This is a genomic window from Aeromonas sp. 600774 (assembly GCF_049175075.1).
Lineage (GTDB): Bacteria > Pseudomonadota > Gammaproteobacteria > Enterobacterales > Aeromonadaceae > Aeromonas > Aeromonas veronii_A.
Map to the genome: position 1 here is coordinate 451677 of NZ_JAAKUJ010000001.1, position 25539 is coordinate 477215.

Annotated in this window: 23 protein-coding genes; 15 read left to right on the top strand and 8 right to left on the bottom strand. The window is 59.5% G+C overall.

What is annotated here, in order from left to right:
* Window positions 1-140 precede the first annotated feature (140 nt).
* On the top strand, window positions 141-296 hold the full coding sequence (locus G5171_RS01855) for a hypothetical protein (protein ID WP_005336695.1): 156 nt from the start codon (window positions 141-143) through the stop codon (window positions 294-296).
* Between the two features lie 158 nt (window positions 297-454).
* Here G5171_RS01855 and G5171_RS01860 read toward each other — a convergent pair whose 3' ends face one another.
* On the bottom strand, window positions 455-1510 hold the full coding sequence (locus tag G5171_RS01860) for a PA0069 family radical SAM protein (RefSeq protein WP_337072215.1): 1056 nt from the start codon (window positions 1508-1510) through the stop codon (window positions 455-457).
* Between the two features lie 173 nt (window positions 1511-1683).
* On the opposite strand from G5171_RS01860, the gene G5171_RS01865 reads away from it, so the two are divergent.
* The 14 genes from G5171_RS01865 to G5171_RS01930 all read left to right on the top strand — a co-directional run bounded on the left by G5171_RS01865 (window position 1684) and on the right by G5171_RS01930 (window position 18622).
* Window positions 1684-2271, top strand: coding sequence for a tetratricopeptide repeat protein (locus G5171_RS01865; RefSeq protein ID WP_421250160.1), 588 nt, complete (start codon window positions 1684-1686; stop codon window positions 2269-2271).
* A gap of 233 nt (window positions 2272-2504) precedes the next feature.
* A complete protein-coding gene (thrS, locus tag G5171_RS01870; RefSeq protein ID WP_005336690.1) occupies window positions 2505-4433 on the top strand; it encodes a threonine--tRNA ligase in 1929 nt (642 codons plus the stop codon).
* A 21-nt stretch (window positions 4434-4454) separates the two neighbouring features.
* Entirely contained in the window at window positions 4455-4985 is a 531-nt protein-coding gene (gene infC / locus G5171_RS01875) for a translation initiation factor IF-3 (protein WP_196783562.1), read from the top strand.
* Window positions 4986-5071: 86 nt separating this feature from the next.
* The gene (rpmI, locus tag G5171_RS01880) at window positions 5072-5269 is read left to right on the top strand and encodes a 50S ribosomal protein L35 (RefSeq protein WP_005300673.1); all 198 of its coding nucleotides are present in this window, start codon (window positions 5072-5074) and stop codon (window positions 5267-5269) included.
* A 15-nt stretch (window positions 5270-5284) separates the two neighbouring features.
* Window positions 5285-5641 (top strand): 50S ribosomal protein L20, encoded by a 357-nt coding sequence (gene rplT, locus G5171_RS01885; protein WP_005300683.1) that lies wholly within the window; start codon window positions 5285-5287, stop codon window positions 5639-5641.
* A 365-nt stretch (window positions 5642-6006) separates the two neighbouring features.
* Complete coding sequence (pheS, locus tag G5171_RS01890) at window positions 6007-6990, top strand: phenylalanine--tRNA ligase subunit alpha (protein WP_139459358.1); 984 nt, start codon at window positions 6007-6009, stop codon at window positions 6988-6990.
* A 12-nt stretch (window positions 6991-7002) separates the two neighbouring features.
* Complete coding sequence (gene pheT, locus G5171_RS01895; protein ID WP_421259744.1) at window positions 7003-9390, top strand: phenylalanine--tRNA ligase subunit beta; 2388 nt, start codon at window positions 7003-7005, stop codon at window positions 9388-9390.
* 3 nt (window positions 9391-9393) lie between these two features.
* Window positions 9394-9690 carry an integration host factor subunit alpha gene (ihfA, locus tag G5171_RS01900; protein WP_005300715.1) on the top strand — a complete coding sequence of 99 codons (297 nt, stop codon included), beginning with the start codon at window positions 9394-9396 and terminating at the stop codon, window positions 9688-9690.
* Between the two features lie 15 nt (window positions 9691-9705).
* Complete coding sequence (locus G5171_RS01905; RefSeq protein WP_421259745.1) at window positions 9706-13695, top strand: response regulator; 3990 nt, start codon at window positions 9706-9708, stop codon at window positions 13693-13695.
* Window positions 13682-14926 carry a response regulator gene (locus G5171_RS01910; protein WP_139402131.1) on the top strand — a complete coding sequence of 415 codons (1245 nt, stop codon included), beginning with the start codon at window positions 13682-13684 and terminating at the stop codon, window positions 14924-14926. The genes G5171_RS01905 and G5171_RS01910 overlap by 14 nt, the downstream gene beginning before the upstream one ends.
* Window positions 14927-14929: 3 nt before the next feature.
* Entirely contained in the window at window positions 14930-15571 is a 642-nt protein-coding gene (locus G5171_RS01915) for a GNAT family N-acetyltransferase (protein WP_123173087.1), read from the top strand.
* 60 nt (window positions 15572-15631) lie between these two features.
* Window positions 15632-16405, top strand: coding sequence for a Sir2 family NAD+-dependent deacetylase (cobB, locus tag G5171_RS01920; RefSeq protein WP_005336680.1), 774 nt, complete (start codon window positions 15632-15634; stop codon window positions 16403-16405).
* Window positions 16406-16496: 91 nt separating this feature from the next.
* Window positions 16497-16973 carry a hypothetical protein gene (locus tag G5171_RS01925; RefSeq protein WP_421259746.1) on the top strand — a complete coding sequence of 159 codons (477 nt, stop codon included), beginning with the start codon at window positions 16497-16499 and terminating at the stop codon, window positions 16971-16973.
* Window positions 16973-18622, top strand: coding sequence for a diguanylate cyclase domain-containing protein (locus G5171_RS01930; protein ID WP_421259747.1), 1650 nt, complete (start codon window positions 16973-16975; stop codon window positions 18620-18622). The genes G5171_RS01925 and G5171_RS01930 overlap by 1 nt, the downstream gene beginning before the upstream one ends.
* Window positions 18623-18709: 87 nt before the next feature.
* On the opposite strand, the gene G5171_RS01935 is transcribed toward G5171_RS01930, so the two are convergent.
* From G5171_RS01935 to G5171_RS01965, 7 genes are all read right to left on the bottom strand, one after another.
* On the bottom strand, window positions 18710-19714 hold the full coding sequence (locus G5171_RS01935; RefSeq protein ID WP_216962786.1) for a substrate-binding domain-containing protein: 1005 nt from the start codon (window positions 19712-19714) through the stop codon (window positions 18710-18712).
* On the bottom strand, window positions 19714-20646 hold the full coding sequence (gene rbsK, locus G5171_RS01940; protein WP_216962783.1) for a ribokinase: 933 nt from the start codon (window positions 20644-20646) through the stop codon (window positions 19714-19716). Before rbsK ends, G5171_RS01935 begins: the two co-directional genes overlap by 1 nt.
* Window positions 20647-20754: 108 nt before the next feature.
* A complete protein-coding gene (rbsB, locus tag G5171_RS01945; RefSeq protein ID WP_005351947.1) occupies window positions 20755-21630 on the bottom strand; it encodes a ribose ABC transporter substrate-binding protein RbsB in 876 nt (291 codons plus the stop codon).
* 30 nt (window positions 21631-21660) lie between these two features.
* A complete protein-coding gene (rbsC, locus tag G5171_RS01950) occupies window positions 21661-22629 on the bottom strand; it encodes a ribose ABC transporter permease (protein WP_005336670.1) in 969 nt (322 codons plus the stop codon).
* Window positions 22626-24155 carry a ribose ABC transporter ATP-binding protein RbsA gene (gene rbsA / locus G5171_RS01955; protein ID WP_421255122.1) on the bottom strand — a complete coding sequence of 510 codons (1530 nt, stop codon included), beginning with the start codon at window positions 24153-24155 and terminating at the stop codon, window positions 22626-22628. Before rbsA ends, rbsC begins: the two co-directional genes overlap by 4 nt.
* A gap of 36 nt (window positions 24156-24191) precedes the next feature.
* Window positions 24192-24611 (bottom strand): D-ribose pyranase, encoded by a 420-nt coding sequence (gene rbsD / locus G5171_RS01960; protein ID WP_021230086.1) that lies wholly within the window; start codon window positions 24609-24611, stop codon window positions 24192-24194.
* A 233-nt stretch (window positions 24612-24844) separates the two neighbouring features.
* The gene (locus G5171_RS01965) at window positions 24845-25462 is read right to left on the bottom strand and encodes a glutathione S-transferase family protein (RefSeq protein ID WP_266134628.1); all 618 of its coding nucleotides are present in this window, start codon (window positions 25460-25462) and stop codon (window positions 24845-24847) included.
* Between the last annotated feature and the right edge of the window lie 77 nt (window positions 25463-25539).

Below are 25539 nucleotides of genomic sequence, written 5' to 3' on the forward strand. Positions count from 1 at the left end.
GAACTGTTTCGGCTTTTCCTCGCCACCGCCAGTTGCCTTTTTACAAGTGATTTTTTTGTCATTTCCCTGTCATTCCCAGTCGCTATCCTGCCGGGCGAGTGGTGCGTTGTTGCCATCACCTTCACCCTCAGGAGCTGCATATGACCAGTTGGATCACGTGGGAAATTTGGTGGAGCCGGGTATGGGGCGAGTCAGAGGTGCCGCAATATGAAGAGGATGAGCACGAAGTGGCTCATGAACCCTCGCGACTACCGGTTGAAATGGTGCAACAGGGGCGGGATCAGCGCGCAGGCTAAGGCGTTAGCCCTCTCTTTACCGGATAGCGCTTTCTTGTCGTGACATGGCTACTTCGTTGGAAAATTCTGAAAAGCGGGATTTCCACGGGATGTGTTGCGCCATATCTTCCTCTCAAGCTCTTGGCACGCCTGATGTGTGAAGGGCGTGAGCAGGGGGATTAGAAGAGCGACAGCTGCTCCCCGGGGCGGATAAACCCATCCAGCCTGAGCTGAATATGACGTTTGCCCAGATCGAGGCGCTTGCTGATGAGGCGAAAGCGCTGGGCCAGCAGATCGGCAAAATGCCCCTCACCGCGCATGCGGGTACCGAAGGCGGTACTGTTGAGCCCGCCACCGCGGCTGGCTCGCAACTGATTCAAAATAGCCTCCTTCTGGCCCGGATAGTGGGTATCGAGCCAGTCCCCAAATAGCGGCGCCAACTCGTGGGGCAGCCGCAGCAGGATGTAATCGGCGCAGCTGGCGCCCGCCTCGGCCGCCGATTTGATGATCTGCTCCAGCTCCGGCTCATTGAGCCGCGGGATCATGGGGGCGGCCAATACCCCCACCTGTACGCCAGCGTTGGCCAGCTTCTCGATCACTTTCAAGCGGCCGGCGCCCGTGCTGGCGCGGGGCTCCAGCTGTCGGCGCAGGGTTTCGTTCAAGGTCGTCACCGACACCATCACCTGACACAGTCCCTCTCTGGCCAGCTCGGTCAACAGATCGAGGTCGCGCAAGATCATGGCGCTCTTGGTAATGAGCCCGACCGGGTGGCGGTGGGCCAGCATCACTTCCAGCAACTGCCGGGTCAGGCGATAGCGCTGTTCGATGGGTTGATAGGGATCGGTATTGGCGCCAATGACGATGGTCTGTGGCTGATAGGCAGGTTTGGCAAACTCCCGGCGCAGCAGGTCGGCTGCATTGCGTTTGGCAAACAGCTTGCTCTCGAAATCGAGGCCGGGGGAGAGCTCCAGATAGGCATGGCTGGGTCTGGCATAGCAGTAGATGCAGCCGTGTTCGCATCCCTGATAGGGGTTGATGGAGCGACCAAAGGGGACATCCGGTGAGCTGTTGTAGCTGATGATGCTGCGTGCACCGATCTCCCGCACCTCGGTGCCAGGCACAGAGGGGGTGAAGGCGGCATCCCAATCGGACGATTGCCAGCCGTCATCGACCGCCTCGACAAGGGGACCGCTAAAACGGTGATCGATATTGTAGGGGCTGCCTCGTCCTGCCATGGTGTGCACCGACACTGTTCATACATACAGTTATTTTGCCGGTGCCCCGGATAAATGACAACAACTGCTGATCGACCGAGTGCAAAAAGGGTTGTCGCTGGGATCTCTTGCTTGATCGCGGCGCTACATTTCGTTTACATAGACGAAATGAGAATTGGATCACGGAAATCATCATGAGCCCCACCACTTCCCGTTGGCTGTTTATCTGTCTGCTTGCGCTGGTTATCTGGCGTCTGCTTCCGCTCTCCACCGAGCAGGAGATGGCTGCCGCCAACCGTGCCTGGCGCACCGGTCACTTCGATGAGGCGACCCGGATCTGGTCGCCACTGGCGGCGCAAGGGCAACCTAGGGCGCAAGCCTTGATGGGCTGGAGCCATGAGGTAGGGCAGGGGAGCGAGCAGGATATCCATCAGGCCATCAGCCTCTATCGCCAGTCGGCGCAGGCAGGTGATCCCTTCGGCCAATACCGGCTGGCAGAGCTCTATCTGCGTGGTGTCGGGGTCAAGCGTGATCTGCGCCAAGCCTTTCACTGGATGGATCAGGCTGCCCGTAATGGTGATGTCCCGGCCATGCTGAAAGTCGGCGTCCTTCATCTGACGGGGGTCAGCGGCAGGGTCGATTTGCCTCAGGCGAAACAGTGGCTCTATCAGGCGGCACAAAAGGGTAACAAGCTGGCGCTTCAGGTGCTGCAAGAGCTGGCGCTGGCCGAGGAGGGGAGCAGTGACTTTGACTTCAACTGGCAATCCCTGCTTGGTGAATAGTCGGTAGGCGACTCATTTGACTGTAGAAAATATCTGCAAATCCGATACAGCACGCCCGACTTCTGGTAGCATGGGGCCGTTTTGGCTTGGTTTGTCACGTTAGACATGTGGTTTACGTGTCAGGCCGTCTTCGCAAAGTGCTGTGGAGAACCAGAACATCACCTTATTTGAATCTCTTTTCCATCCCGCATGTGACCTTTGGTAGGGGTCACCACTGTATAAGGAAACACATAATGCCAATCATTACTCTGCCTGACGGCAGCCAACGTCAATTTGCCCACTCTGTTTCCGTCATGGATGTGGCTGCGGACATCGGTCCCGGTCTCGCCAAGGCGTGCATTGCCGGTCGGGTAAACGGTGAACTGGTGGATGCGTGCGAGCTGATCGAAGCCGATGCTGCGCTGGCCATCATCACCGCCAAAGACGAAGAAGGTCTGGACATCCTGCGCCACTCCTGCGCCCACTTGCTGGGTCATGCTATCAAGCAACTCTGGCCCCAGACCAAGATGGCCATCGGTCCTGTAATCGACAACGGCTTCTACTATGACGTTGATCTTGACCGCACCCTGACCGATGAAGATCTGGCTGCCCTGGAAGAGCGCATGCTGGCGCTGGTAGCCAAGGATTACGACGTCATCAAGAAGAAAGTCTCCTGGCAAGAAGCGCGTGATGTATTCGAAGCGCGCGGCGAGTCTTACAAAGTCGAAATCTTGGATCAGAATATCGCCCGTGATGACCAGCCAGGTCTCTATCATCACGAAGAGTACATCGACATGTGTCGCGGCCCGCACGTGCCCAACATGCGTCACTGCCACCACTTCAAGTTGCTGAAGATGTCCGGCGCCTACTGGCGCGGTGACTCCAACAACAAGATGCTGCAGCGTATCTACGGTACCGCCTGGGCTGACAAGAAGCAGCTCAAGGCCTATCTCCAGCGTCTGGAAGAGGCCGCCAAGCGCGACCACCGCAAGATCGGCAAGCAGCTCGACCTGTATCACATGCAGGAAGAAGCGCCCGGTATGGTGTTCTGGCACAACGATGGCTGGACCATCTTCCGTGAGCTGGAAACCTTTATCCGCGGCAAGCTCAAAGAGTACGACTATCAGGAAGTGAAAGGTCCGTTCATGATGGACCGCGTTCTGTGGGAGCGTTCAGGCCACTGGGAGAAGTATGCCCAGGCCATGTTCACCACCCAGTCCGAAAACCGCGAGTACGCCATCAAGCCGATGAACTGCCCGGGTCACGTCCAGATCTTCAACCAGGGGCTGAAGTCCTACCGTGATTTGCCGCTGCGTATGGCCGAGTTTGGTTCCTGCCACCGCAACGAGCCGTCCGGTTCCCTGCACGGTCTGATGCGGGTGCGCGGCTTTACTCAGGATGACGCTCACATCTTCTGTACCGAAGAGCAGATCATGGAAGAGGTCTCCGGTTGTATTCGTATGGTCTACGACGTGTACGGCACCTTTGGCTTCGAGAACATCGTGGTCAAGCTCTCCACTCGTCCCGAGCAGCGTATCGGCTCCGACGAGATGTGGGATCGCGCCGAGAAAGCCCTGGCCGAAGCGCTGGAGCTCAACGGTCTGAAGTACGATTTGCAGCCGGGTGAAGGGGCGTTCTACGGTCCCAAAATTGAATTTACTCTGCACGATTGCCTTGATCGTGCGTGGCAATGTGGTACCGTGCAGCTCGACTTTGCCCTGCCTGGTCGTCTGGGTGCCACTTATGTGGGCGAAAACAACGATCGCCACGTACCTGTGATGATCCACCGGGCCATCCTGGGTTCTATCGAGCGTTTCATCGGTATTCTGACTGAAGAGTACGCCGGTCTGTTCCCGACCTGGTTGGCACCGACTCAGGCTGTGGTCATGAATATCACGGATAATCAGGCCGATTATGCTGTGAAAGTAGCCAAAGCATTGAATGATGCGGGTCTTCGCGCAAAAGCGGACTTGAGAAATGAGAAGATTGGCTTTAAAATCCGCGAGCATACTTTGAAGCGAGTACCTTTCATGCTGGTCTGCGGCGATAAAGAAGTTGAAGCCGGTAAGATTGCAGTACGTACTCGTAAAGGGGCTGACCTGGGCACTTATCCTGTTGAAGAGTTCATCGCTCTGTTGACCCAGGAAGTTCAGACCCGCGGACAAAAGAAAGTGGAGGAATAAGCTATAAAAGGCGGAAAAAAACTGGGTAAGCAACCGCAAGCCCGCGCTCACCGGATCAATGAAGAGATCCGTCTGAAAGAAGTTCGTCTGACTGGTCTGGATGGTGAAGCCATTGGCATCACCTCCATTCAGGATGCTCTGAACTTGGCCGCAGAGGCCGGAGTTGATCTGGTCGAGATCAGTCCAAATGCTGAGCCGCCCGTTTGCCGGATCATGGATTACGGCAAATTCCTCTACGAAAAGAGCAAAACAACCAAAGAACAGAAGAAAAAGCAGAAAGTCGTCCAGGTCAAGGAAATCAAATTCCGTCCTGGCACTGACGAAGGCGACTATCAGGTAAAACTACGCAACCTGGTTCGCTTTCTGGAAGACGGGGACAAGGCTAAGGTCACTCTGCGCTTCCGTGGTCGTGAAATGGCCCACCAGGATCTTGGTATCAAGGTTTTGGAGCGTGTCAAGAACGATCTGGAAGAGTTGGCCGTAGTCGAGTCGTTCCCGAAAGTCGAAGGCCGTCAAGCTGTGATGGTCCTCGCACCTAAGAAGAAATCTTAAGGCCCACAAGAAATTGACTCATGGGGCTATCCCCATGAGTCGGTTCGCCTTGCGATTTTGTTGTCACTCACAATGCGGAGTATGAAATGCCGAAGATGAAAACCAACCGGGGCGCCGCAAAGCGCTTCAAGAAGACTGGCTCAGGTCGCTTCAAGTGCAAGCACAACCACCTGCGTCACATCCTGACCAAGAAGAGCAGTAAGCGTAAGCGTCAGCTGGGACCGAAGTTCTTTGTTTCCGCTGCCGACCACAAACGTGTTGTCGCTTGTCTGCCGTACGCATAAGGGGGGATGTGAAAAATGCCAAGAGTTAAACGTGGTGTGACTGCTCGTGCTCGTCACAAGAAAGTAATGAAAGCCGCCAAGGGTTACTACGGCGCCCGTTCCCGTGTCTACCGCGTAGCGGTACAAGCGGTAACCAAAGCTGGTCAGTATGCCTACCGTGACCGTCGCCAGAAAAAGCGTCAGTTCCGTCAGCTGTGGATTGCACGTATCAACGCTGCAGCCCGTCAGAACGGTCTGTCCTACAGCCGTCTGATCAACGGTCTGAAGAAGGCTTCTATCGAGATCGATCGCAAGATCCTCTCCGATATCGCCGTTCACGACAAGCTGGCTTTCACCGCCCTGGTTGAAAAAGCTAAAGCAGCTCTGGTCTAATCCAGCTCTGTTATAAAAAATAAAGGAGGCTCAGGCCTCCTTTTTTGTATCTGTAATCCGCAGCGCTACATCACATAGTCCTTTCTCTTGCTACATCTGTCAGCCGGTTAACACATTCTCCACAGAAGGTGATATGTGAGAGATGTCTAGTTATACAAACATCAGATATGCCAACAAACTAATTTTTTATTCAATTATTTGAGAGTGTAGGTGAGCTGGTGAGACTCACTTGATATAACAAAATGATTTGTAGGGAGAAAAGCCCACCTTAACTATGGTCAGCGAAGGGGCTTTTTTTGTATTATTCCCCTCTTGACCTTATTTAGCCTAAAGGCTCCTGTACCGGGAGTGGTGACGAGGAAGACATGCAACAGCTTGAAGAAGTAGTCGGCCAAGCCAGAGCCGAAATTGAGGGCGTGAGCGATATCGCTACCCTCGACGAGATCCGGGTCAAATATCTGGGTAAAAAGGGCTTTTTTACCGAGCAGATGAAGGGCCTGGGTGCCTTGTCTGCCGAAGAGCGTCCCGCCGCGGGCGCCGTGATCAACCAGGCCAAACAGCAGGTTCAGGATGCGCTGAACGAGCGTCGTGAAGCGCTCGAAATCGCCGTGCTGAATCAGAAGCTGGCCGCCGAGACCATCGACGTCAGCCTGCCGGGTCGCCGCATCGAGAATGGCGGTCTTCATCCTGTAACCCGCACCATCGAGCGCATCGAGCGCCTGTTTGGCGAGATGGGCTTCAAGGTTGCCCGTGGTCCCGAGATTGAAGATGGCTTCCACAACTTCGATGCGCTGAACATTCCGGCTCATCACCCGGCGCGTACCGATCACGATACCTTCTACTTCAATCCTGATCTGATGTTGCGTACCCACACCTCCGGTGTGCAGATCCGCACCATGGAGCATCAGCAGCCGCCGATCCGCATCATCGCGCCGGGCCGCGTCTATCGTAACGACTACGACATGACCCATACCCCGATGTTCCACCAAGTCGAAGGCCTGCTGGTCGACGAACATGCCAGCTTTACCGAACTGAAGGGCATTCTGCACGACTTCCTGCGCAACTACTTCGAGGAAGATCTGACCATTCGCTTTCGTCCTTCCTACTTCCCGTTCACCGAGCCTAGCGCCGAAGTCGACGTGATGGGCAAGAACGGCAAGTGGCTGGAAGTGCTGGGCTGCGGCATGGTGCACCCGAATGTACTGCGTTCGGTTGGCATCGATCCGGAAAAATACTCCGGCTTTGCCTTCGGCATGGGCGTTGAGCGCCTGACCATGCTGCGTTACGGGGTCAACGACCTGCGTGCCTTCTTCGAAAACGACCTGCGCTTCCTCAAGCAGTTCAAGTAAGGGCGAGAGAACATGAAATTCAGTAAATCCTGGGTGATGGAGTGGGTCCGCACCGAGTTGAGTGACAACGCACTGGCCGAGCAGATCACCATGGCCGGTCTGGAAGTGGACGCCGTGGAAGCGGTTGCCGGCCAGTTCAACAATGTGGTGGTGGGTGAAGTGGTCGAGTGCGCCCAGCATCCGGACGCCGACAAGCTGCGGGTGACCAAGGTCAACGTGGGCGAGGCCGAGCTGCTGGACATTGTCTGCGGTGCACCGAACTGCCGTCAGGGCTTGAAAGTGTGTGTGGCCAAAGTAGGGGCGACCCTGCCGGGTGATTTCACCATCAAGAAAGCCAAGCTGCGCGGCCAGCCGTCCCACGGCATGCTCTGTTCCTTCGGCGAGCTGGGTATCGACGTTGAAGCCGATGGCATCATTGAGCTGCCGGCCGATGCCCCCATCGGTACCGATATTCGCGACTACCTCAATCTGAACGACGTCTCCATCGATGTGGATCTGACTCCGAACCGTGCCGATTGCCTCGGTATCGCCGGTCTGGCCCGTGAAATTGGCGTGCTTAACAGCGTGGACGTGGTCGAGCCGACCTGGGCACCAGCTGTTGCCACCATTGATGCAACTTTCCCGATCCGGGTTGAAGCACCAGCTGATTGCCCCCGTTATCTGGGCCGCGTCATCAAGGGGCTGAACTTGCAGGCCCAGAGCCCGCTCTGGATGCAAGAGAAGCTGCGCCGTGGCGGCATTCGCTCCATCGACGCCATCGTCGACATCACCAACTATCTGCTGCTGGAATACGGTCAGCCGATGCACGCCTTCGATCTGGCTACCCTGGAAGGGGAACTGGTGGTACGTCGCGCCCACGCTGACGAGCCGATGACCCTGCTCGACGGTAACGAAGTGAAGCTCAAAGAGACCACCTTGGTGATTGCCGATGCCAAAGGTCCTGCCTGCATGGCCGGTATCTTCGGCGGCAACCGCACCGGTGTATCCGAGACCACTACCGACATCTTGCTGGAGTGCGCCTTCTTCGCGCCGCTCTCCATCACAGGTCGTGCCCGTGCTTACGGTCTGCACACCGACTCTTCCCATCGCTTCGAGCGTGGGGTTGATCCCGAGCTGCAAGCCAAGGTGATGGACAGAGCCACCCGTCTGCTGTTGGACATCTGCGGCGGTGAAGCGGGTCCGGTCATCGAGGTCAAATCCGATGCCCATCTGCCGAAAGCTGCCCCCATCAAGCTGCGTCGCGCCAAGCTCGACAAGGTGATCGGTATCAGCGTGGCGGATGCTCAGGTGGTCGAGATCCTGACCCGCCTCGGCATGCAAGTCACTGTGGATGCTGACGGTTGGATGGCTCTGGCACCCTCCTGGCGTTTCGATATCGCCATCGAGGAAGATCTCATCGAGGAAGTGGCCCGCATCTACGGCTACAACAATATCCCGAACCTGAAACCCACCGCCTCTCTGGCGATGGTGGAGCAGGCAGAAGGGCAGGTGACCCTGAAGCGCGTACGCGATCTGCTGGTTGACCGCGGTTTCCAGGAAGCGATCACCTACAGCTTCGTCGATCCCAAGACCCAGCAAACCCTGTTCCCGCAGAGCGATGCCATCGTACTGCCGAACCCGATCTCGGTCGAGATGTCCGCCATGCGCGTCTCTCTGTTCCCGGGTCTGGTGCAGGCCGTCGTTTACAACCAGAACCGTCAGCAGCCGCGCGTGCGTCTGTTCGAGCAGGGTCTGCGTTTCATCAAGGATGAAAGCGCCGAGAACGGCATCCGTCAGGAGCCGATGCTGGCCGGTATCATCACTGGCAACCAGAGCGACGAGCACTGGGATATCAAAACCCGCGCCGCCGACTTCTTTGATTTGAAAGGGGATCTGGAAGCGGTGCTGGAATTGACCGCCGAAGGGGCCACCTTTACCTTCGAGCGCACCGAGCACAGCGCCCTGCACCCGGGCCAGAGCGCAGCCATCCTGCGCAATGGCGAGATCATCGGCCACATCGGCGTGATCCACCCGAGCCTCGAGAAGAAGCTGGGCCTCAAGAGCCGCGCGGTGATGTTTGAGCTGGAGCTGGACAAGCTGACCCCGGCCAAGGTGCCTGTGGCAGCCGAAGTTTCCAAGTTCCCAGCGAACCGTCGCGACATCGCCGTCGTGGTCGATCGTCAGGTTCTGGCAGGTGATGTGCTTGCGGTAATTAAAAAAGTTGGCGGAAATCAGGTAGTTGGAATAAACTTGTTTGACGTATACCAGGGTGCTGGTATGGCAGAGGACAAGAAGAGCCTGGCCATCAGTCTTGTATTGCAAGACACCCAGCGCACCCTGGAGGAGAAAGAGATTGCCGAGACCGTAGACAATGTCGTGCGGGCCCTTGGTGAAGAGTTGAATGCATCCTTGAGGGATTGATCTATGGCGCTTACCAAAGCCGACATTGCAGAGCACCTGTTCACCCAGCTCGGGATGAGCAAGCGTGAAGCCAAAGATATGGTGGAAGCCTTCTTTGAGGAAATCCGACAGGCGCTTGAGCGTGGTGAACAAGTCAAGATTTCAGGCTTCGGTAACTTTGACCTTCGTGAGAAGAATCAGCGTCCCGGACGCAACCCCAAGACGGGCGAGGATATTCCTATCAGCGCCCGCCGCGTGGTGACCTTCCGGCCTGGCCAGAAGCTCAAGGCCAGGGTAGAAAATGTTGAACCCAACGAGTGATAAAAAGCCAGGCAGATGCCTGGCTTTTGTTTTCAGATGACCAAATTCCCCGTTTTTCTTCTGGGTGCCGTACTGGCACTGCCATTGCACGCCAAGCCTTTGCAGACCACAGTGCTGCCGTTGGCGCCGGCGACCCAGGCTTATGTAAATTCACTGAGTCAGCTTTCGCTCTGCTATCCTGCGACGCTTCCTCCACCATACCTGATGGCCGAGGGGGGACTGCTCAAGGATCGTCTCGCCCGGTTGCAGGAGCTATTCCCGGTTCCCCTCGTGCTCAAAGAGTTGCCCGATTGGCAGACATTGCGCAACGGGCTCACAGAGGGTGACTGTGACATCATTCCCTATGTCGGAATCCGCAAGAAGGCCGTGGAGGGCATGCGGTTAAGTCGTCCGATGATGGAGACCGATGCCGCCATCCTCTACAAGGGTGAAAATCTCAAACAGGCCCGCTTTCTGGTCTACTCGGTGGTAGACTCTGCCCGCCTGCTGCACGAGCTATATCCCCAGGCGCGCATTATTTCCCTAAAGAGCGGAGAGAAGGTCTATGACGCGTTGCAGAGCGGCAAGGGTGATGCCTATCTGGGAGACTATCTGCAACTGCGCTATCTGATGCGCGAGTTTCCTGCCGATGGGTTGCGCCTGCGCCGCCTGTTTGGTGAGGATCGGATCATCAGCTATCGCCTGATGATGCGTGATCAGCCTGAGTTGGCCAACCTGGTGGACACCCTGATCCGTCATATGCCAGCCGGTACTATCTATACCGATCTGGCCCGTTATCTCGATCAGGGGTCGCTCTACGTCAACCAGCCCCACTTCAGTGATACCGAGCAGGCCTGGTTATCTGGTCGTGGTCGTACCGTGCGTTTGGTGGTCAATCCCGATCTGATGCCCTATAGCGGCGTCAATGAGCTGGGGGAGGCGAAAGGGTGGAGTGCAGACGTGCTGCGTTGGGTTACCCAGGAAACGGGTCTGAAATACCAGCTGGTGCCTGCCGCCAGCAAGGCGGAGGCTGTAGAAAAGCTGCGCCGTGGTGAGGCGGATATGATGGCCGGCTTGCCGGAATCCCCGGCATTGACGGATCAGTTCATTTTCAGTCGGACGATCTCCACCAACCGGTTTGCCTTGATCAGCAAGCGCAAGCAGGCTGCCGATCGCATGGCGCAGCTCAAGCGGCAGCGTATTCTGGTGCTGGAATCCCTCTACGATCCCTCCTTGCTCGCCCTGCTCGGTGATCAGGAGTGGGTTCGCACCGACGGCATCGAACAGGGGCTTGCAGCGATCAAACAGGGCAAGGCTGACGCCATGCTGAGCGAGCTATATCAGCTGCAATATCCCCAGCGTACCAACTTGCTGGAAGGGCTCGATATCGAGGAGCTGGAAGATCGCTTCAGTCTTGGCTTTGCCATCAACAAGAGTCAGACCGAACTGGCCGGGGTGATGGATCGCAACCTGATGGCCCTGACCAGCACCCAGATCGACGAACTTAACCAGCGCTGGCGCCGCTTGCTCGTCGTGCAGCAGCCCGGCGTGAGCTACGCCGCCTGGTTTGGCTCCATCGCCATGGCACTGCTGATCAGCGGCATTGTCATTGGCGGGATCTGGCGGTCTCGTCAGCAACTGGCACGGGAGGTGGCCCAGCGTCACGCCGCCGAGAAGGCGCTGGCCATCGAGAGCGAGCTGCGGGAAACCATGTTTCAGGCGTTGCCGGTGCCCGTCTATCTGCGCAATAGCCAGGGCAAGGTGATCAAATCCAATAAACAGGGGCGACGTCTGGCCCTGCGCTATTCGCAGCAGTTGATGCTGCCGCCGGTACAGCCGCAAAAGAGCGAAGGGGAGCTGGTGCTGGGGGATCAGGTCTTCGCCTATGCCCAGCATCCGCTGCGGCTGGACAAGCAGGCACCTGCCACCGATCTCATCGCCCTGTCGGATATCAGTGTGCTGCGTGAGCAGGCCCGTTTCCTGCGTCAGGCAGAGCGCCGCCTGCGCGCCCTGACCAATACCGTGCCCGGCGTGGTGCTGCAGTTTATGTTCGAGCAGGGACGGGTAGGGGGGATCGAGTTTATCAGCCGGGGCTGTTACGAGCTGCTGGGGCTGGCGAGTCAGCAGATCCGTCGTGAGCCCAAACGTGTGCTCATTATGCTGGAGCGCGAGGATCGCCGTCGGGTAAGCCGTGAGATGTTCGCCATGTTGCAGGCTGGCAAACCCTTCGCGTTCACCATGCGCTATTACCATCCGACCAAGGGTCTGCGCTGGTTGCAGTTCTATGGCCGTGGCCGCAGTCAACCGCAGGGTTGGCGAATTTATGCGGTGATGCAGGATGCCACTACCAGGGTCGAGCAGGATCAGGCATTGCAGCACTCCCATGAGCAGGCGCAACAGGCCGTTCTGGCCAAGGGGCGCTTTTTGGCCGCCATCAGCCACGAGATCCGCACGCCGATGAACGCCATGCTCGGCTTGCTGGAGTGGCTGGCCAGTACTCCTTTGTCGAGAGAGCAAGACTCTGCGCTGGCGCGGGTGCGTCAGGCGGGGGATGAGCTGCTCGGCCTGCTCAACGATGTGCTCGACTTTAGCCGCAACGAAAACAGCAAACTCTCCCTCTCGCCGCAACCCACCGATTTTGCCGAACTGTGCGAGCACGTGGCGGCAGTGCACTGGACCAAGGCGCGGGCCAAGGGATTGCAACTGCGCCTTAAGTTGGACCCGGCTCTGCCAGCCCTGCAGACCCTCGACCCTCACCGGGTACGGCAAGTGCTCCACAACCTGCTCTCCAATGCCATCAAGTTCAGCCTGCGTGGGGAAGTGGTGCTGTGGGCTGAGGTGGTCGCATCGACCTTGCGCTTCGGTGTGGATGATCAGGGACCGGGAATCACCGCCAAGATGCGCACCACGCTCTTTATGCCGTTCGAGCAGTTTGCCGTTGAAGGGCAGCTGCGGGCGCCGGGCACCGGTCTTGGTCTGGCGATCTGCAAGCAGCTGGTCGATCAGATGGGGGGGCTTATCGATGTCGAGGGGCGTGTCGGTGGCGGTAGCCGCTTCTATTGCGAGTTGCCCCTGAAGCGGGTGCAGCAGGAGCCGGACTGGCAGCCCAATGTGCGGCAGCTGGCACTCTCTTTACCCCACGATGAGGCGCAAGCTCTCTCGCCCTGGCTCAGTCGATTGGGGATCGCCACCGTCAGCAACGCCGTTGATACGCTGCAAGCGGAGGTGGACGAGAAGGGGCTCTACTATTGGGCCTGGCAAGGGGAGTCCTGGGTGCCAGGGACCATCATCAACCTGCTGCAGCCACGGCTGACCCCGGATCAACCGGTCGCTGGCACCCAGCCCGGGCTCGGCATGCGGGTGCTGCTGGTTGAAGATCACGATGTCAATCGCGAGCTGATCAGCCTGCAACTGGGGCAACTTGGTGCCAGCGTTATCACTGCCGCCAACGGGCAGCTGGCGCTGGAGATGTTGGCACAACAGGAGGTGGATTTTGTGCTGACCGATCTGCAGATGCCGGTGATGAACGGGGCCGAGCTGTGCAGGCAATTGCGCCAATCCGCCCGTTGGGCCCGTCTGCCGGTCTATGTGATCACCGCAGATCTCAGTGATCAGGCGGCAAGGGAGCTGCAATCCTGCGGTTGCGATGGCCATCTGGACAAGCCGGTCGCCCTCAAGGAGCTGGCGACCTTGCTGCGCCATATTGCCAAAGAGGGGAGCAATGTTGTCGCCCCGACACCGGTTGCCTCGCTGCTGACCGATGAACTGGCCGCCCTTTATCTGAAGGCTACCCGTGATGATTTGGCCGAACTTGAGCGCTGCAGCACAGAAGAAGATGAAGTTGGCGTGAATGCTGCTTTACACAAGTTGAAGGGGGCCGCCAGAATGGTAGGGGCGACTGCGTTGGTGGCGGCCATTGAAGAGTGGCAACAGGCGCCCCATCCGATGCTGCAAGCCAGATTGAACCGGGCACTGGATGAGTTCAGCCAGCAGTTTTCAAAGAGGGCTCAAGATGATCATCACTGATGAAGAATTACTGGCGTTGCTCGATTCGGAAGAGCATGAGGCGGCAGGATTTTGCCCCATTGTGCTCTATGCCCTCGACAGCACCGCCCATGAGTTGGCCAGCACCATGACATTGCCCTCCTATGTCACGCTGCACCGTACCCGACCGGATGCCTGCTGGCAGTGGGAAGGGCTGTTTGCGGCAGGTGCCATTGCCCTTTACGACCCCGCCGCTCATCAGCAGGCGGATTACTTCCCCCAGTTGCAGCAGCATGAGGGAATTTACGCTATTGGCGAGGATTGGCTGGGGGGGCTTGCCGCCAGTTACCGTAACTGGTGCAACTGGCTGGCCGCTAACAAGGTGCTGCTGCTCGAGGATCACCCGTTTCAGGGGATGCAACTGCAACAGACCATCGCCGGGTTGGGGCTCTCCTGTCAGTGGGTACAGGATGAATCGGCCTGTCTTGCGGCATTGTCGGCGGGCGACATCAGCCTGCTGGTGTGCGATCTCAGCCTAGTGGAGCAAGATGCCATCAGTCTGCTGATGAACCAGCCCCAGTTGCAGGAGGCCGGGCTGCCCATTGTGCTGCTTTCGGCCCATGAGCAGACGCTGATCGACGGTGCCCGCCGCCTGCTGCACGATGCCGGTTTCAATATTCTGGCGGCGCTGGCCAAGCCGCTTGATTGCGATGAGCTGCTCAGGTTGCTGCGCCGACTCTATCTAGGCCCGCTGCGTCAACAGCGCTTGAGCGGCCAGCGCCGCTCCATCCGCCGGTGGCAGGGGGAGGTGCAGGGTCAGCTTGGGCTGCTCTCCAGTCCCGCGACCCCTCATCCGGTCTGGCTGGCGGTGACGGGTTTGCCCAGCCGCTGGGAGGCGCTCAAGGAGTGGCTGACGGAGCAGTCGCGTACCCCAGCCGAACTAACCCTGCTGATCCACCGTCGAGACCACCTGCTCGGCAATGCCGATCGCTTCGCACTGGTGCTGCAAGCCAGTCTGGCGGGGAGCAAGCTGGCGCTGCTGCTCGATAACAGCCAGCATCTGCCATTCGATCTGCTGGAGCGTTTGCCGCTGCAAGCCTTGCTGTTGGGGCAGGGGATCTTGCCGGAGATGGAGTCCTTGACCGGTGACTCCCTGCTGGGACGCTTTATGGCCCGGGTTCGGGAGCTGGGGATCGCCGTCTATCTGGATGATCCTTACAACCTGCTCGACGTCGAGGTGTGGCGAGAGCGCGGTATGACGGGGCGCTGGTAAGCCATGCCGCGCTACCTCTGCTGGCCCATGCACCGGGAGCGCCTTGGCAAAGGGCTGGAAGGCTGGCCCCATCCGGTTTCCCGAGCTGCGCTGCCACTGGCGATGCAGGTCTCCGGGGTGCCTTGCCTGCTGCGCGAGTTGCATGGGGTGGCGCCTGCCCGCATGCTGGCTGCTTACGATGCATTGAGTGAAGAGAGCATCTATCTGCGCTTTATGCGTCCGAAACGGACACCGCCACCGGAACAGGTTGCCCAATTTCTCAATTACCATCCCGAACAACAGATCTCGCTGCTACTGACCGATCTGGCCGGTGAGCCGCTGGCTCAGGCGCAATCAATCCGCCGCCGCCTTCATCCCGATCGGGCGGAGTTCTCCTGCATCGTGGCGGATCACTTTCAGCACAAGGGGGCGGGGAGGCGCATTCTGCTGGCGCTGGCACTGCTGGCCAGGGCGGACGGGATCCGGGAGTGGACGGCGGAAGTGCTGGCCCAGAACCGGCCGATGCTGACCCTGCTCAAGCGCCTTGGCTTGCCGCTGACCCTGGTAACCGGACGGGAGATGGTCTTTGTCAGGCTGGATCTGTCGGTACTGGATGCCTGGTTACCCGCACCGCCAGCGGCGCCGCTTAAGACCAAGGGCGAATAGTGACACTTTTTTCCCTGTGCTAAGGTCACATTTATTGTGCGGGGATAGACGGAGCAGCTTATGGCGCAGTCATATAAACATATCGTGATCCTGACCGGAGCGGGGATCTCTGCCGAATCCGGCATCAAGACCTTTCGTGCCTGCGATGGTTTGTGGGAAGAGCACAAGGTCGAGGATGTGGCGACCCCCGAGGGGTATGCCCGGGATCCCGAACTGGTGCTGCGCTTTTACAACTCCCGCCGCAAACAGCTGCAACAGCCCCAGGTTCACCCCAATCCGGCCCACTATGCGCTGGCCCGCCTCGAGCGACTGCTGCCCGGTTCGGTGACGCTGGTCACCCAGAACATCGACAATCTGCACGAGAGCGCTGGCAGCAAGAACCTTATCCATATGCACGGCGAGCTGCTCAAGGCCCGCTGTCCCGAATCCGGTCAGGTGATCGAGTGGCGCGGTGATCTCCATCAGGACGAGCTCTGCTCCTGCTGCCAGTTCCCTCAGCCGATGCGTCCCCATGTGGTCTGGTTTGGCGAAATGCCGCTCGGGCTGGATCGGATCTATAGCGCGCTTGCCCAGTGCGATCTCTTTATCTCCATCGGCACCTCTGGCGCCGTCTATCCGGCCGCCGGGTTTGTCCATGAAGCGGGATTGAACGGGGCGCACACCATAGAGCTCAATCTCGAGCCGAGCGAGGTGGGTAGCCAGTTTGACGAAAAACGCTATGGCCCTGCCTCCCTGCTGGTGCCCGCCTATGTCGATGAGTTGCTGGAGGCGTGCGGCATTCATCAACCGAGGCAAGTCGAGGGGCACAACTGGATGGAGATGCGCGGTCCCTGAGCTACTGTGCGACGGGACAGTTGCAATGGTTCGGTGAAATCGCCACACTGGCAACCATTTAAAAAATGGGACGCAGTTGGCGCAAATTACCATGACCGCAGTCAAGCAATGGATCGCTTTTTTTCTCCTGGTGCTGGCCAGTGCCAGCGCATCGGCCTCCATCCCCCTGATGACCCTGATACTGCCAGGTGGCCAGCAGGTGAGCCTCGATGAGGCGGCCCTCTCCGCCTTGCCACAGACCGAATTCACCACCACTACCCCCTGGACTCAGGGCGCCCACCACTATCGCGGGCCGACCCTGTCAGCCGTGCTGGCGGCGCAAGGGATCCCGGATGCTCGCAAGATCGCCGTCTCGGCCCTCAACGGCTATCAGCAGGTGGTGGATCTGGCCCTGTTCGACGGCGTGCCGCTGACCCTGGTGCGTCAGGAGGACGGCAAACCGCTGACCCGGCGCAACAAGGGGCCGCTTTGGCTGCTCATCCCGTTCACCACCTATCCCAAGCTGGACGTGCCCGCCATCCATAACTGCATGGTGTGGCAGGTGACCCGCATCGAGATCGTCGATTGATGGGGCTATCCCGCCAAAATCTGCTGTTGGTTGCGGTGTCGCTGCTGTTTCTGCTCTCGTCGGGCAGCAGCCTCTATCTGCAGTATCGGCAGGAGCAGCTGGTCGATACCTTCTACCGCAATGTCCACTGGAACATCAGCCAGGTGATGCTCGAATCCCAGCGTTTCCTCTACGACCTGCAGCTCTATCGGGCTGGCAGACAGTCGATGGAGACCCTGAGCCTTGATTACGATCTGCTGTGGAACCGGCTCGACATCTTCCTCATCAGCAGTGAAACCGCCGAGATGCGCCAGCGGCACGGGCTCGGCAAGGTTCTGGCCACCCTGTTCGAGCAGATCAAGCAGCTCGAACCCCAGATGGAGGCTGGTGCGCTGCGCGAGGGGGCTGAGCTTGCCCGCTTGCAGGAGGCGATCGCCAGCCAGACCCGTCTCATCGAACAGATAGGGGATCAGATCCTCTCCGGTCAGGAGCGGGAGCATTCGGTCAGCCAAATCCGCAACAGCCTGTTCTGGCTGCAGATCTGGCAACTGATCCTGCTGCTGACCGGTGGCGCTCTGGTCGCTGCCCTCATTCGCGCCAATCTGGCGAACCGCCGGCTTGCCTTGCTCGATCCCCTGACCCAGCTTGGCAACCGCCGTGCCCTGCAGGAGCAGCTCTTTCGCGATCTGCATGCTGGCGAGGTGAGCGCTTTGGTGGTGCTCGATCTCAAGCGCTTCAAGCAGGTCAATGATCTGCTGGGTTATCAGGTCGGTGATCGGTTGTTGCAGATGGTGGCCAACAAGCTGCAGCAGGCCCATGGCAGCCACGCTTACCGGCTCGGAGGAGATGAATTTGCCGTGGTGCTGACCAAGGCGAATGATGCGCTGGAAACCGCCATTCATGAGCTGGTGGATCTGCTCCATTTCGAGTTCGTGACCCGGGAGTGCAGCTTCGATCTGGCCTGTCGGCTCGGGGTCGCCAAGGCGCAGCAACAGGATTCCGCCCGGTTGCTGGATCAGGCCATCCTGGCCCTCAACCAGGCCAAGCGTAGCCAGGAGGGGGCGATCCGCTGGTTTGAGCCCGCCATGCTGCAGCAGTTGCAGTTGAGTCAGCAGCAGCTTCATCAGCTGCGAGAGTGGTTGGCGGGGCGCGAGCCAGCGCCGCTGCGAGTGGCATTGCAGGCGCTGACGGACGGACAGGGCAACGAGATGTGGCAATTGGCGCTTGAGTGGCGTGAGCAGGGAGTGCCTTGCCACATGCGCTGGCTGCAGGAGTGCGGTGTGCTTGGGCCCGTGTTGGCCCGTGTGCTGCAAGCGCACGAGGCGCAGTATGCCGATGGCCGGGCACTGCTGGTCCCGCTCGACAATCAGGCCCAGCTGACCCATCTACAGGCCTATTTGCCGGAGGCTTCCCGTACGCCGCTGGTGTTGCTGGTACCGACGCTGCAGCCGGATGGTGCCTTGCTGGCGGGATTGCGCCAGCAGGGTTGCACTCTGGCGCTCAGAGAGATTGGCAGCACCACCTCGGCGCAGCTGGCAGCCGGCTGGCCTGTCCGCTACTGGCTGCCGCAGGGTGATGAAGATGGTGGGTTATTGCAACCTCTGGCCAGACGATTGGGGCTGGTGCCACTGCAAGTGCTGGCAGCCAGGGAGACCCGGTCGCTGGCCTGAGGGCAAAAAGCGGTATTGCACTGGCAAGAGACAAAATGACACAAGGCGACCTCGGGGTCGCCTTGTTTCGTTTATTGCCCCTGAACGTCAGGTGCGAGGGGCGCAGGATTGCCTGATCACCAGGTCCGGGTCGACGGTGATCAGGTGATTCTCCACCGCTTCGCCGTTGATCCGCGCCAGCAGGCGGGTGACGGCGAGGCGCCCCAGCTCCTCTTTGGGCTGATTGACGGTGGTGAGCGGCGGCGACATAAATTCGGCCAGCGCCACATTGTCATAGCCGACGATGGAGATATCCCGGGGGATCACCAGCCCCGCCTGATGGGCGGCACTGATAGCCCCCATCGCCATCATGTCGTTGCAGACAAAGAGGGCGGTGGGGCGCTCGGGCAATGCCAGCAGACGAGTCATCGCCTGATGGCCGCTGGCGCAATCAAAGTCCCCCTCCTGGATCCAGTCAGGATTGAGCGTGAGACCTGCCTCCTGCAACGCCTGCTCGAAGCCAGCTTGGCGCTGGTTGGCGGGGGCGCGGCTGTGGGGGCCTGTGATGCAACCGATGGCGGTATGGCCCAGCTCAATCAGATGGCGGGTCGCCAGATAACCGCCGTGGAAGGAGTTGTCAGCGATAAGGTCAACATCCTCACTGACCAGCCCCCAATCCATCACTACCACCGGCAGGCTTTTGAGCCAGTCGAGCTGGTTGAACACCTCTTGCTGTCCTTCGCTGCACATGATCAGCAGGCCATCGACCCGCTTGCGCAGCATCATCTTGAGGTAGGAGAGAGCGGTTTCTGCCTGCCCCTCGGTGTTGCCCAGCATCAGGTTGTAGCCCTGCTCGAAGCAGTAACGCTCCACCCCACGCACCACCTCGGCAAAGAAGGGGTTGCTGGAGGTGGTGACCAGCATGCCAATACTGTTGGTCTCCTTCACCTTGAGGCTGCGAGCCACCAGGCTCGGGGCATAGTTGAGCTCGCGCATGGCCGCAAAGACCCGCTCGCGGGTCTCCTCGGCGACGAAGCGCGTCTCGTTGATGACGTGGGAGACGGTGGTGGTCGACACCCCCGCCAGCGCCGCCACCTCCTTGATATTGGCCATCAGTGCCCCTGCGCAGTCTGCTCAAGCAGGAAGGCGTCAACCTCCTGTTTGCTCGGGATGGAGCTCTGGGCGCCGAATCGGGTGACGGAGAGTGCCGCCGCCCCGTGGGCAAAGCGCACCGCGCTGTGGAAATCGGCACCAGCCAGTTCCGCCGCCAGCAGGGCGCCGTTGAAGGTATCGCCCGCGGCAGTGGTATCCACCGCCTTGACCCGAAAGCCCGGGATCAGCTGTTGCTGCTGGGCGTTGCTGCAGTAAACCCCTTGCGCGCCCAGGGTGATCATCACGTCCGCAATGCCCATCTGGTGGAAGCGGGCTGCCGCCTCGCGGGCGCTCGCTTCGTCGGTGACTTTTACGCCGGTCAACAGCTCTGCTTCGGTCTGGTTGGGGGTGATAAGGTCGACCAGCGCCAGCAGCTCGCTTGAGAGCGGACGGGCGGGGGCGGGGTTGAGCACCACCCGGGTACCATGGGCGCGGGCCAGCCGTGCAGCTTCATGGACGCTCTCCAGCGGCACTTCCAGCTGCAACAGCAGGGTGTGGGCGTCGGCGATCATCGCTTCGTGGTTTTTCACCACGGCAGGGGTGATGGCACCGTTGGCCTCGGCGGAGATACCTATGCTGTTCTCCCCCTCATCGCTCACATAGATGATGGCGATACCGGTCGGGAGCTTGGGATCGAGTTCGACAGCACTGACGTCGATACCGTCTTTGGCAAAACCGCTCTTCATCTGGTGGCCGATGGCGTCATCACCGATGCGGGCGATAAAGGAGACGGGAGCGCCGAGGCGGGCGGCAGCGACTGCCTGATTAGCCCCCTTACCACCGGGCACCACCTGATAGCTGTGGCCGGTCAGGGTTTCACCCGGGCGAGGAAAGTGGGGAACGCGCAGCACGTGGTCTGCATTGACACTGCCCAGAACGACGAGACGATTCATGTTGACTACTCCTGATGCATCTTGGCTTGAACACTGTGACTGAGTGAGCCCAAGCCGGGAGGCACCTGAACGAAAGGGAAAAGGGGAGGCGAACCTCCCCTCGAGCACTTACTTGCTGACCACTTGCAGCGGTACCGGAATGGATTTCTCGACCGGCTGACCTTTCAGCACCTTGTCGGCAGTCTCGACGCCGATGGCACCGATCAGGGCAGGCTGCTGGGCCACGGTGGCGGCCAGTTTACCCTTGGCAACGGCGGCTTTGCCATCGTCAGTGCCGTCGAAGCCGACGATCATTACCTCTTTGCCGGCAGCCTGCACGGCGCGGATAGCACCCAGCGCCATCTCGTCGTTCTGGGCGAACACAGCCTGTACGGTCGGATGGGCAGCCAGCAGGTTTTCCATGACGTTCAGACCCTTGGTGCGGTCAAAGTCGGCAGGCTGGGAAGCCAGCACCTGCAGCTTGTTGGCTGCTACGGCCAGGGCAAAGCCTTCGCCACGGTCACGGGCGGCGGAGGTGCCGGCAATCCCTTCCAGCTGAATGACCTTGGCACCGGTACCCAGTTTCTCGGTGATAAAGTCACCAGCCAGCTTGCCGCCCGCCACGTTGTCAGAGGCAATGTGAGCCTTGACCTCACCCTGCGCGGCGCCGCGGTCCAGAGTCAGTACCGGGATGTTGGCGCGGTTGGCCAGACGGATGGCGTTGCCCACCGCTTCGGAGTCAGTCGGGTTGATCAGGATGGCGCCGACCTTGCGCACGGTGAGATCTTCCATGTTGGAGAGCTCTTTGGCCGGGTCATTCTGGGAATCCAGCACCACCAGCTCGTAGCCAAGCTCCTTGGCCTTGGCTTCGGCACCCTCCTTCATGGTGACGAAGAAGGGGTTATTGAGGGTGGAGACCACCATCGCCAGGGTTTGATCGGCGGCATGGGCGGTGCCCAGCACGGACATGATGGCGGCAGCGAGCAGGGTATTGAGCTTTTTCATCATTTCATTCCTTGTGTGTGGCTTGTCTTATCAACGATTGCTTTTGTTATCGATCATCACGGCAAGCAAGATCACGCTGGCCTTGGCGATCATCTGGTAATAGGAGGATACGTCGAGCAGGTTGAGGGCGTTGTTGAGGAAGCCGATGATCAAGGCACCGATCAGGGTCCCCATGATGCGGCCCTTGCCGCCCATCAGGCTGGTACCACCCAGCACCACGGCGGCGATGGCGTCCAGCTCGTAACCCATGCCGGCGGTCGGTTGGGCAGAGGAGAGGCGGGAGGTGACGATAAGACCCGCCAGTGCCGACAGCGCGCCGCACAGACCATACACCGCCAGCTTCACCCGATCCACATTGATGCCGGAGAGGCGGGTAGCCGATTCATTGCCGCCCAGCGCGTAGATGTAGCGACCCAGACGAGTGTGGTTGAGCATGAACCAGGCGAGCAGGAAGACGATGGCCATCAGCCAGATGGGCACCGGCAGACCGAACAGGTAACCGGTACCGAGCCAAGCGAAGTGATCGGCGCCGTCACTGAAACCGGTGGAGATGGGGCGACCCTCGGTATAGACCATGGTGATACCGCGCAGGGCAGTCATGGTGACCAGGGTAGCGATAAATGCCTGCACCTTGCCCTTGGCAATGATGAGGCCGCTGACGCCGCCCAGCAGGGCACCGGCACCCAGAGTGAGGGGCACCACCAGCCAGATCGGTAGCTCCATGGCGACCATGGTCGCCGCCAGCGCACCGCACAGAGCCAGTACCGAGCCGACCGACAGATCGATACCGGCGGTGAGGATAACCAGCGTCATGCCGACCGCCATGATGGCGTTGACCGAGGTTTGGCGCAGGATGTTGAGGAGGTTGTCGGCGGTGAAGAAGTTGGGGCTCAGAAAGGAGACCACACCAATCAGGACCAGCAGCGCGACCAGGGATTTGTTCTCGATCCACCACGCCTTGCTCATGACGCCACGGCGGGAAAGGGTTTGGGTTGTCATTGGGATGCCTCTTGCTCTGCTTGCCACTGTTTACCGACTGCCGCCGCCATCAGCTTCTCCTGATTGGCATCGCGGGTGTTGAACTCTGCGCTGATGCGCCCTTCATGCATCACCATGATGCGATCACTCATGCCGAGCACTTCCGGCATTTCGGAGGAGACCAGAATGATGCTCATCCCCTCCTTCTTGAACTGGTTGATCAGCTGATAAATTTCCTTCTTCGCCCCCACGTCGACGCCGCGGGTCGGCTCGTCGAGGATCAGCACCTTGGGCCTTGTCAGCAGCCCTTTGGCGATGGCCACCTTCTGCTGGTTGCCGCCGGAGAGCAGCTTTATCAGCTGATCCTGACTCGGGGTCTTGATGTTGAACAGGCGCACATAGTCGCTCACCGCCTGCCGCTCGGCCTTGCCGTCGATCTTGCCGTTGCTGATGAACTCGTCGAGGGCGCAGAGACTCATGTTTTCGCGCACCGACAGCTCCAGCACCAGGCCATCCCCCTTGCGATCTTCGGAGATATAGGCGATGCCTGCGGCCAACCCGTCGGCCGGGCTTTTGGGCACCAGAGCATGACCGTCCACTGCCACTTCACCGGCGCTGATGGGACTTGCGCCATAGATAAGCTTCATCAGCTCGGTGCGGCCGGAGCCCATCAGGCCGCTAAAGCCCAGAATTTCCCCCTGACGCAGGGAAAAACTCACCCCGCGCACACCGGGACCGGCCAGATCTTTCACCTGCAGGCTGACGGGGCCGAGCTCGCGCTCAAGACGCGGGTACTGCTCTTCCAGTCGGCGACCTACCATCATCTCGATGATCTTGTCTTCATCCAGATCGCTCACCGCCTTCTCGCCAATCCACTTGCCATCGCGCAGCACAGTGACCCGATCGCAGATCTCGAAGATCTCCTTGAGGCGGTGGGAGATATAGACGATGCCGCAACCCTGCTCACGCAGCTCGCGGATCACCTTGAACAGCTGCTCGGTCTCGGTATCGGTCAGCGCATCGGTGGGTTCATCCATGATGATGACGCTGGCATCGAACGACAGCGCCTTGGCAATCTCTACCATCTGCTGTTCGCCGATGGAGAGATCCCCGAGTCGGGTATCCGGCCCGTGTTTAACGCCCAAACGGGCCAGGAGGGTGCTTGCCCGTTCGCGCAGCTGTTTGTGGTCGATGCTGCCAAAACGGGTGCGCGGTTCGCGACCGAGGAAGATGTTGGCGGCAATCGACAACTCCGGCAGCAGGTTCAGCTCCTGATGGATGATGCTGATCCCCTGATCCTGAGAGTCCCGGGGGCCCTTGAAGTGAACCGGTTGACCGCGGTAGCTGACACTGCCCGCATCGGCCTGATAGATGCCGGTCAGCACCTTCATCAGGGTGGATTTGCCGGCGCCATTTTCACCGAGCAGGGCCATCACCTGGCTCGGATAGACCCGCAGACCCGCTTCGTCGAGGGCTCGCACACCGGGGAAGGTCTTGACGATCCCGGTCAGCTCCAGAATGGGTGAGAGGGGGGAGGTTGTGCTCATTTGCAGCTTCCTTGAAGAGGCCTTCTTTGAAGAATGTCAGAACGCCACACCGGCGCAGAGGATCAGGTTGGCGTAGGGAGTCACCTCGCCGCTGCGCACAATCGCCTTGCTCTGGCGGGAGCGGGTTTTGAACTCTTCGTGCAGGCAGTATTCGATGGCGATGGGCTTGCCCTGGGCGGCTGCGTGCGCTTCAAGCTGATCGACCAGCGCCTGATGGGCGGCGGGGCTGATCTGCTTGATCTCGCTCGCCATGATCACCTTCTCCACCACCAGATCGGTGAGCAGGGCGGTCAGTACGGTTGCAAGGCTGGGCGTCCCCGCCATCAGCGCCAGATCGATCCGCTCCGGACCTGCCGGAATGGGCAAGCCGGCATCGCAGACGGTGATCTCGTCGGTGTGGCCCATCTGTGCCACCAGAGCACTCAGGGGAGCATTGAGCAGTACGCCTCGTTTCATACAGCACCTCATCAGGCCTTGGCCCGTCAATCTGTGAACCGCTAGGCAACCGGTTACGCAACCGGTTGCGTCATGGCGCAAAGATAGGCTTTTTACTAAGGAAGGGCCACGGCAAAACCACGGAAATGTGAAAACGATCTCAAAGGCGGGAGAAGAAGTACAGGGGAGGAGGCAGGAAGGGTGTCAGCAGAGCCCTGGCACCCTTGTTATTCATCGAGCTATTGATTTTATGGTTAGTTGGCCAGTGCCTTGGCGACCGCCGGACGGCTCAGCATGCGTTGATAATGATCGGCCACTTTGGGGAATTCACTGATCTCGACCCCATCGCTTTTCAGCCAGCCCGCGACCACGAACAGATAGATGTCCGCCACGCTGAACTGCTCGCCGAGTACCCAGGGACCGGCGAGATAGTGCTGCTCAATCTGGGCAAAGCCATCGCGCATATTGCTGGCGACTTTCTGCTGCATGGCGGCAATGGCTTGCTCGTCATCGGCCCAGCGGCTGCCACGGCGACCGTGGGCATGGGAGACATGCACAGTGGAGGCGAGGAAGCTGTTGACCTCCTGCATGCGGGCCAGCAGGAACGGGTTGTCCAGCGGCGCCAGTTTGGCATCGGGGAAGCGCTGTGCCACATAGTACAGCAGGGCCGGGGTCTCGGTCAGGGTGCCCTGCTCGGTGACAAGGGCAGGCACCCGCCCTTTGGGGTTGATGGCAAGATACGAAGGATCACGCTGCTCCCCTGCGGCGAGGTTGACGAGACGGGGTTGAAACAGGGCATTCGCTTCCAGCAGGGCAATCTGCACGGCCATGGCACAAGTGCCGGGAGCGAAATAGAGGGTCAGATCGGACATGAATACTCCTGATTGGCTCAGGCCACCCGCGATATCGGCGAAAAGCGTGTTTTCCGTGATATCTCGAGGGGTCATGA

Excerpts from the sequence above, each read along its gene's own strand:
- G5171_RS01855 (WP_005336695.1), top strand. The coding sequence starts at position 141 with ATGACCAGTTGGATCACGTGGGAAATTTGGTGGAGCCGGGTATGGGGC.
- G5171_RS01860 (WP_337072215.1), bottom strand. The coding sequence starts at position 1,510 with ATGGCAGGACGAGGCAGCCCCTACAATATCGATCACCGTTTTAGCGGT.
- G5171_RS01865 (WP_421250160.1), top strand. The coding sequence starts at position 1,684 with ATGAGCCCCACCACTTCCCGTTGGCTGTTTATCTGTCTGCTTGCGCTG.
- thrS (WP_005336690.1), top strand. The coding sequence starts at position 2,505 with ATGCCAATCATTACTCTGCCTGACGGCAGCCAACGTCAATTTGCCCAC.
- rpmI (WP_005300673.1), top strand. The coding sequence starts at position 5,072 with ATGCCGAAGATGAAAACCAACCGGGGCGCCGCAAAGCGCTTCAAGAAG.
- rplT (WP_005300683.1), top strand. The coding sequence starts at position 5,285 with ATGCCAAGAGTTAAACGTGGTGTGACTGCTCGTGCTCGTCACAAGAAA.
- pheS (WP_139459358.1), top strand. The coding sequence starts at position 6,007 with ATGCAACAGCTTGAAGAAGTAGTCGGCCAAGCCAGAGCCGAAATTGAG.
- pheT (WP_421259744.1), top strand. The coding sequence starts at position 7,003 with ATGAAATTCAGTAAATCCTGGGTGATGGAGTGGGTCCGCACCGAGTTG.
- ihfA (WP_005300715.1), top strand. The coding sequence starts at position 9,394 with ATGGCGCTTACCAAAGCCGACATTGCAGAGCACCTGTTCACCCAGCTC.
- G5171_RS01905 (WP_421259745.1), top strand. The coding sequence starts at position 9,706 with ATGCCTGGCTTTTGTTTTCAGATGACCAAATTCCCCGTTTTTCTTCTG.
- G5171_RS01910 (WP_139402131.1), top strand. The coding sequence starts at position 13,682 with ATGATCATCACTGATGAAGAATTACTGGCGTTGCTCGATTCGGAAGAG.
- G5171_RS01915 (WP_123173087.1), top strand. The coding sequence starts at position 14,930 with ATGCCGCGCTACCTCTGCTGGCCCATGCACCGGGAGCGCCTTGGCAAA.
- cobB (WP_005336680.1), top strand. The coding sequence starts at position 15,632 with ATGGCGCAGTCATATAAACATATCGTGATCCTGACCGGAGCGGGGATC.
- G5171_RS01925 (WP_421259746.1), top strand. The coding sequence starts at position 16,497 with ATGACCGCAGTCAAGCAATGGATCGCTTTTTTTCTCCTGGTGCTGGCC.
- G5171_RS01930 (WP_421259747.1), top strand. The coding sequence starts at position 16,973 with ATGGGGCTATCCCGCCAAAATCTGCTGTTGGTTGCGGTGTCGCTGCTG.
- G5171_RS01935 (WP_216962786.1), bottom strand. The coding sequence starts at position 19,714 with ATGGCCAATATCAAGGAGGTGGCGGCGCTGGCGGGGGTGTCGACCACC.
- rbsK (WP_216962783.1), bottom strand. The coding sequence starts at position 20,646 with ATGAATCGTCTCGTCGTTCTGGGCAGTGTCAATGCAGACCACGTGCTG.
- rbsB (WP_005351947.1), bottom strand. The coding sequence starts at position 21,630 with ATGAAAAAGCTCAATACCCTGCTCGCTGCCGCCATCATGTCCGTGCTG.
- rbsC (WP_005336670.1), bottom strand. The coding sequence starts at position 22,629 with ATGACAACCCAAACCCTTTCCCGCCGTGGCGTCATGAGCAAGGCGTGG.
- rbsA (WP_421255122.1), bottom strand. The coding sequence starts at position 24,155 with ATGAGCACAACCTCCCCCCTCTCACCCATTCTGGAGCTGACCGGGATC.
- rbsD (WP_021230086.1), bottom strand. The coding sequence starts at position 24,611 with ATGAAACGAGGCGTACTGCTCAATGCTCCCCTGAGTGCTCTGGTGGCA.
- G5171_RS01965 (WP_266134628.1), bottom strand. The coding sequence starts at position 25,462 with ATGTCCGATCTGACCCTCTATTTCGCTCCCGGCACTTGTGCCATGGCC.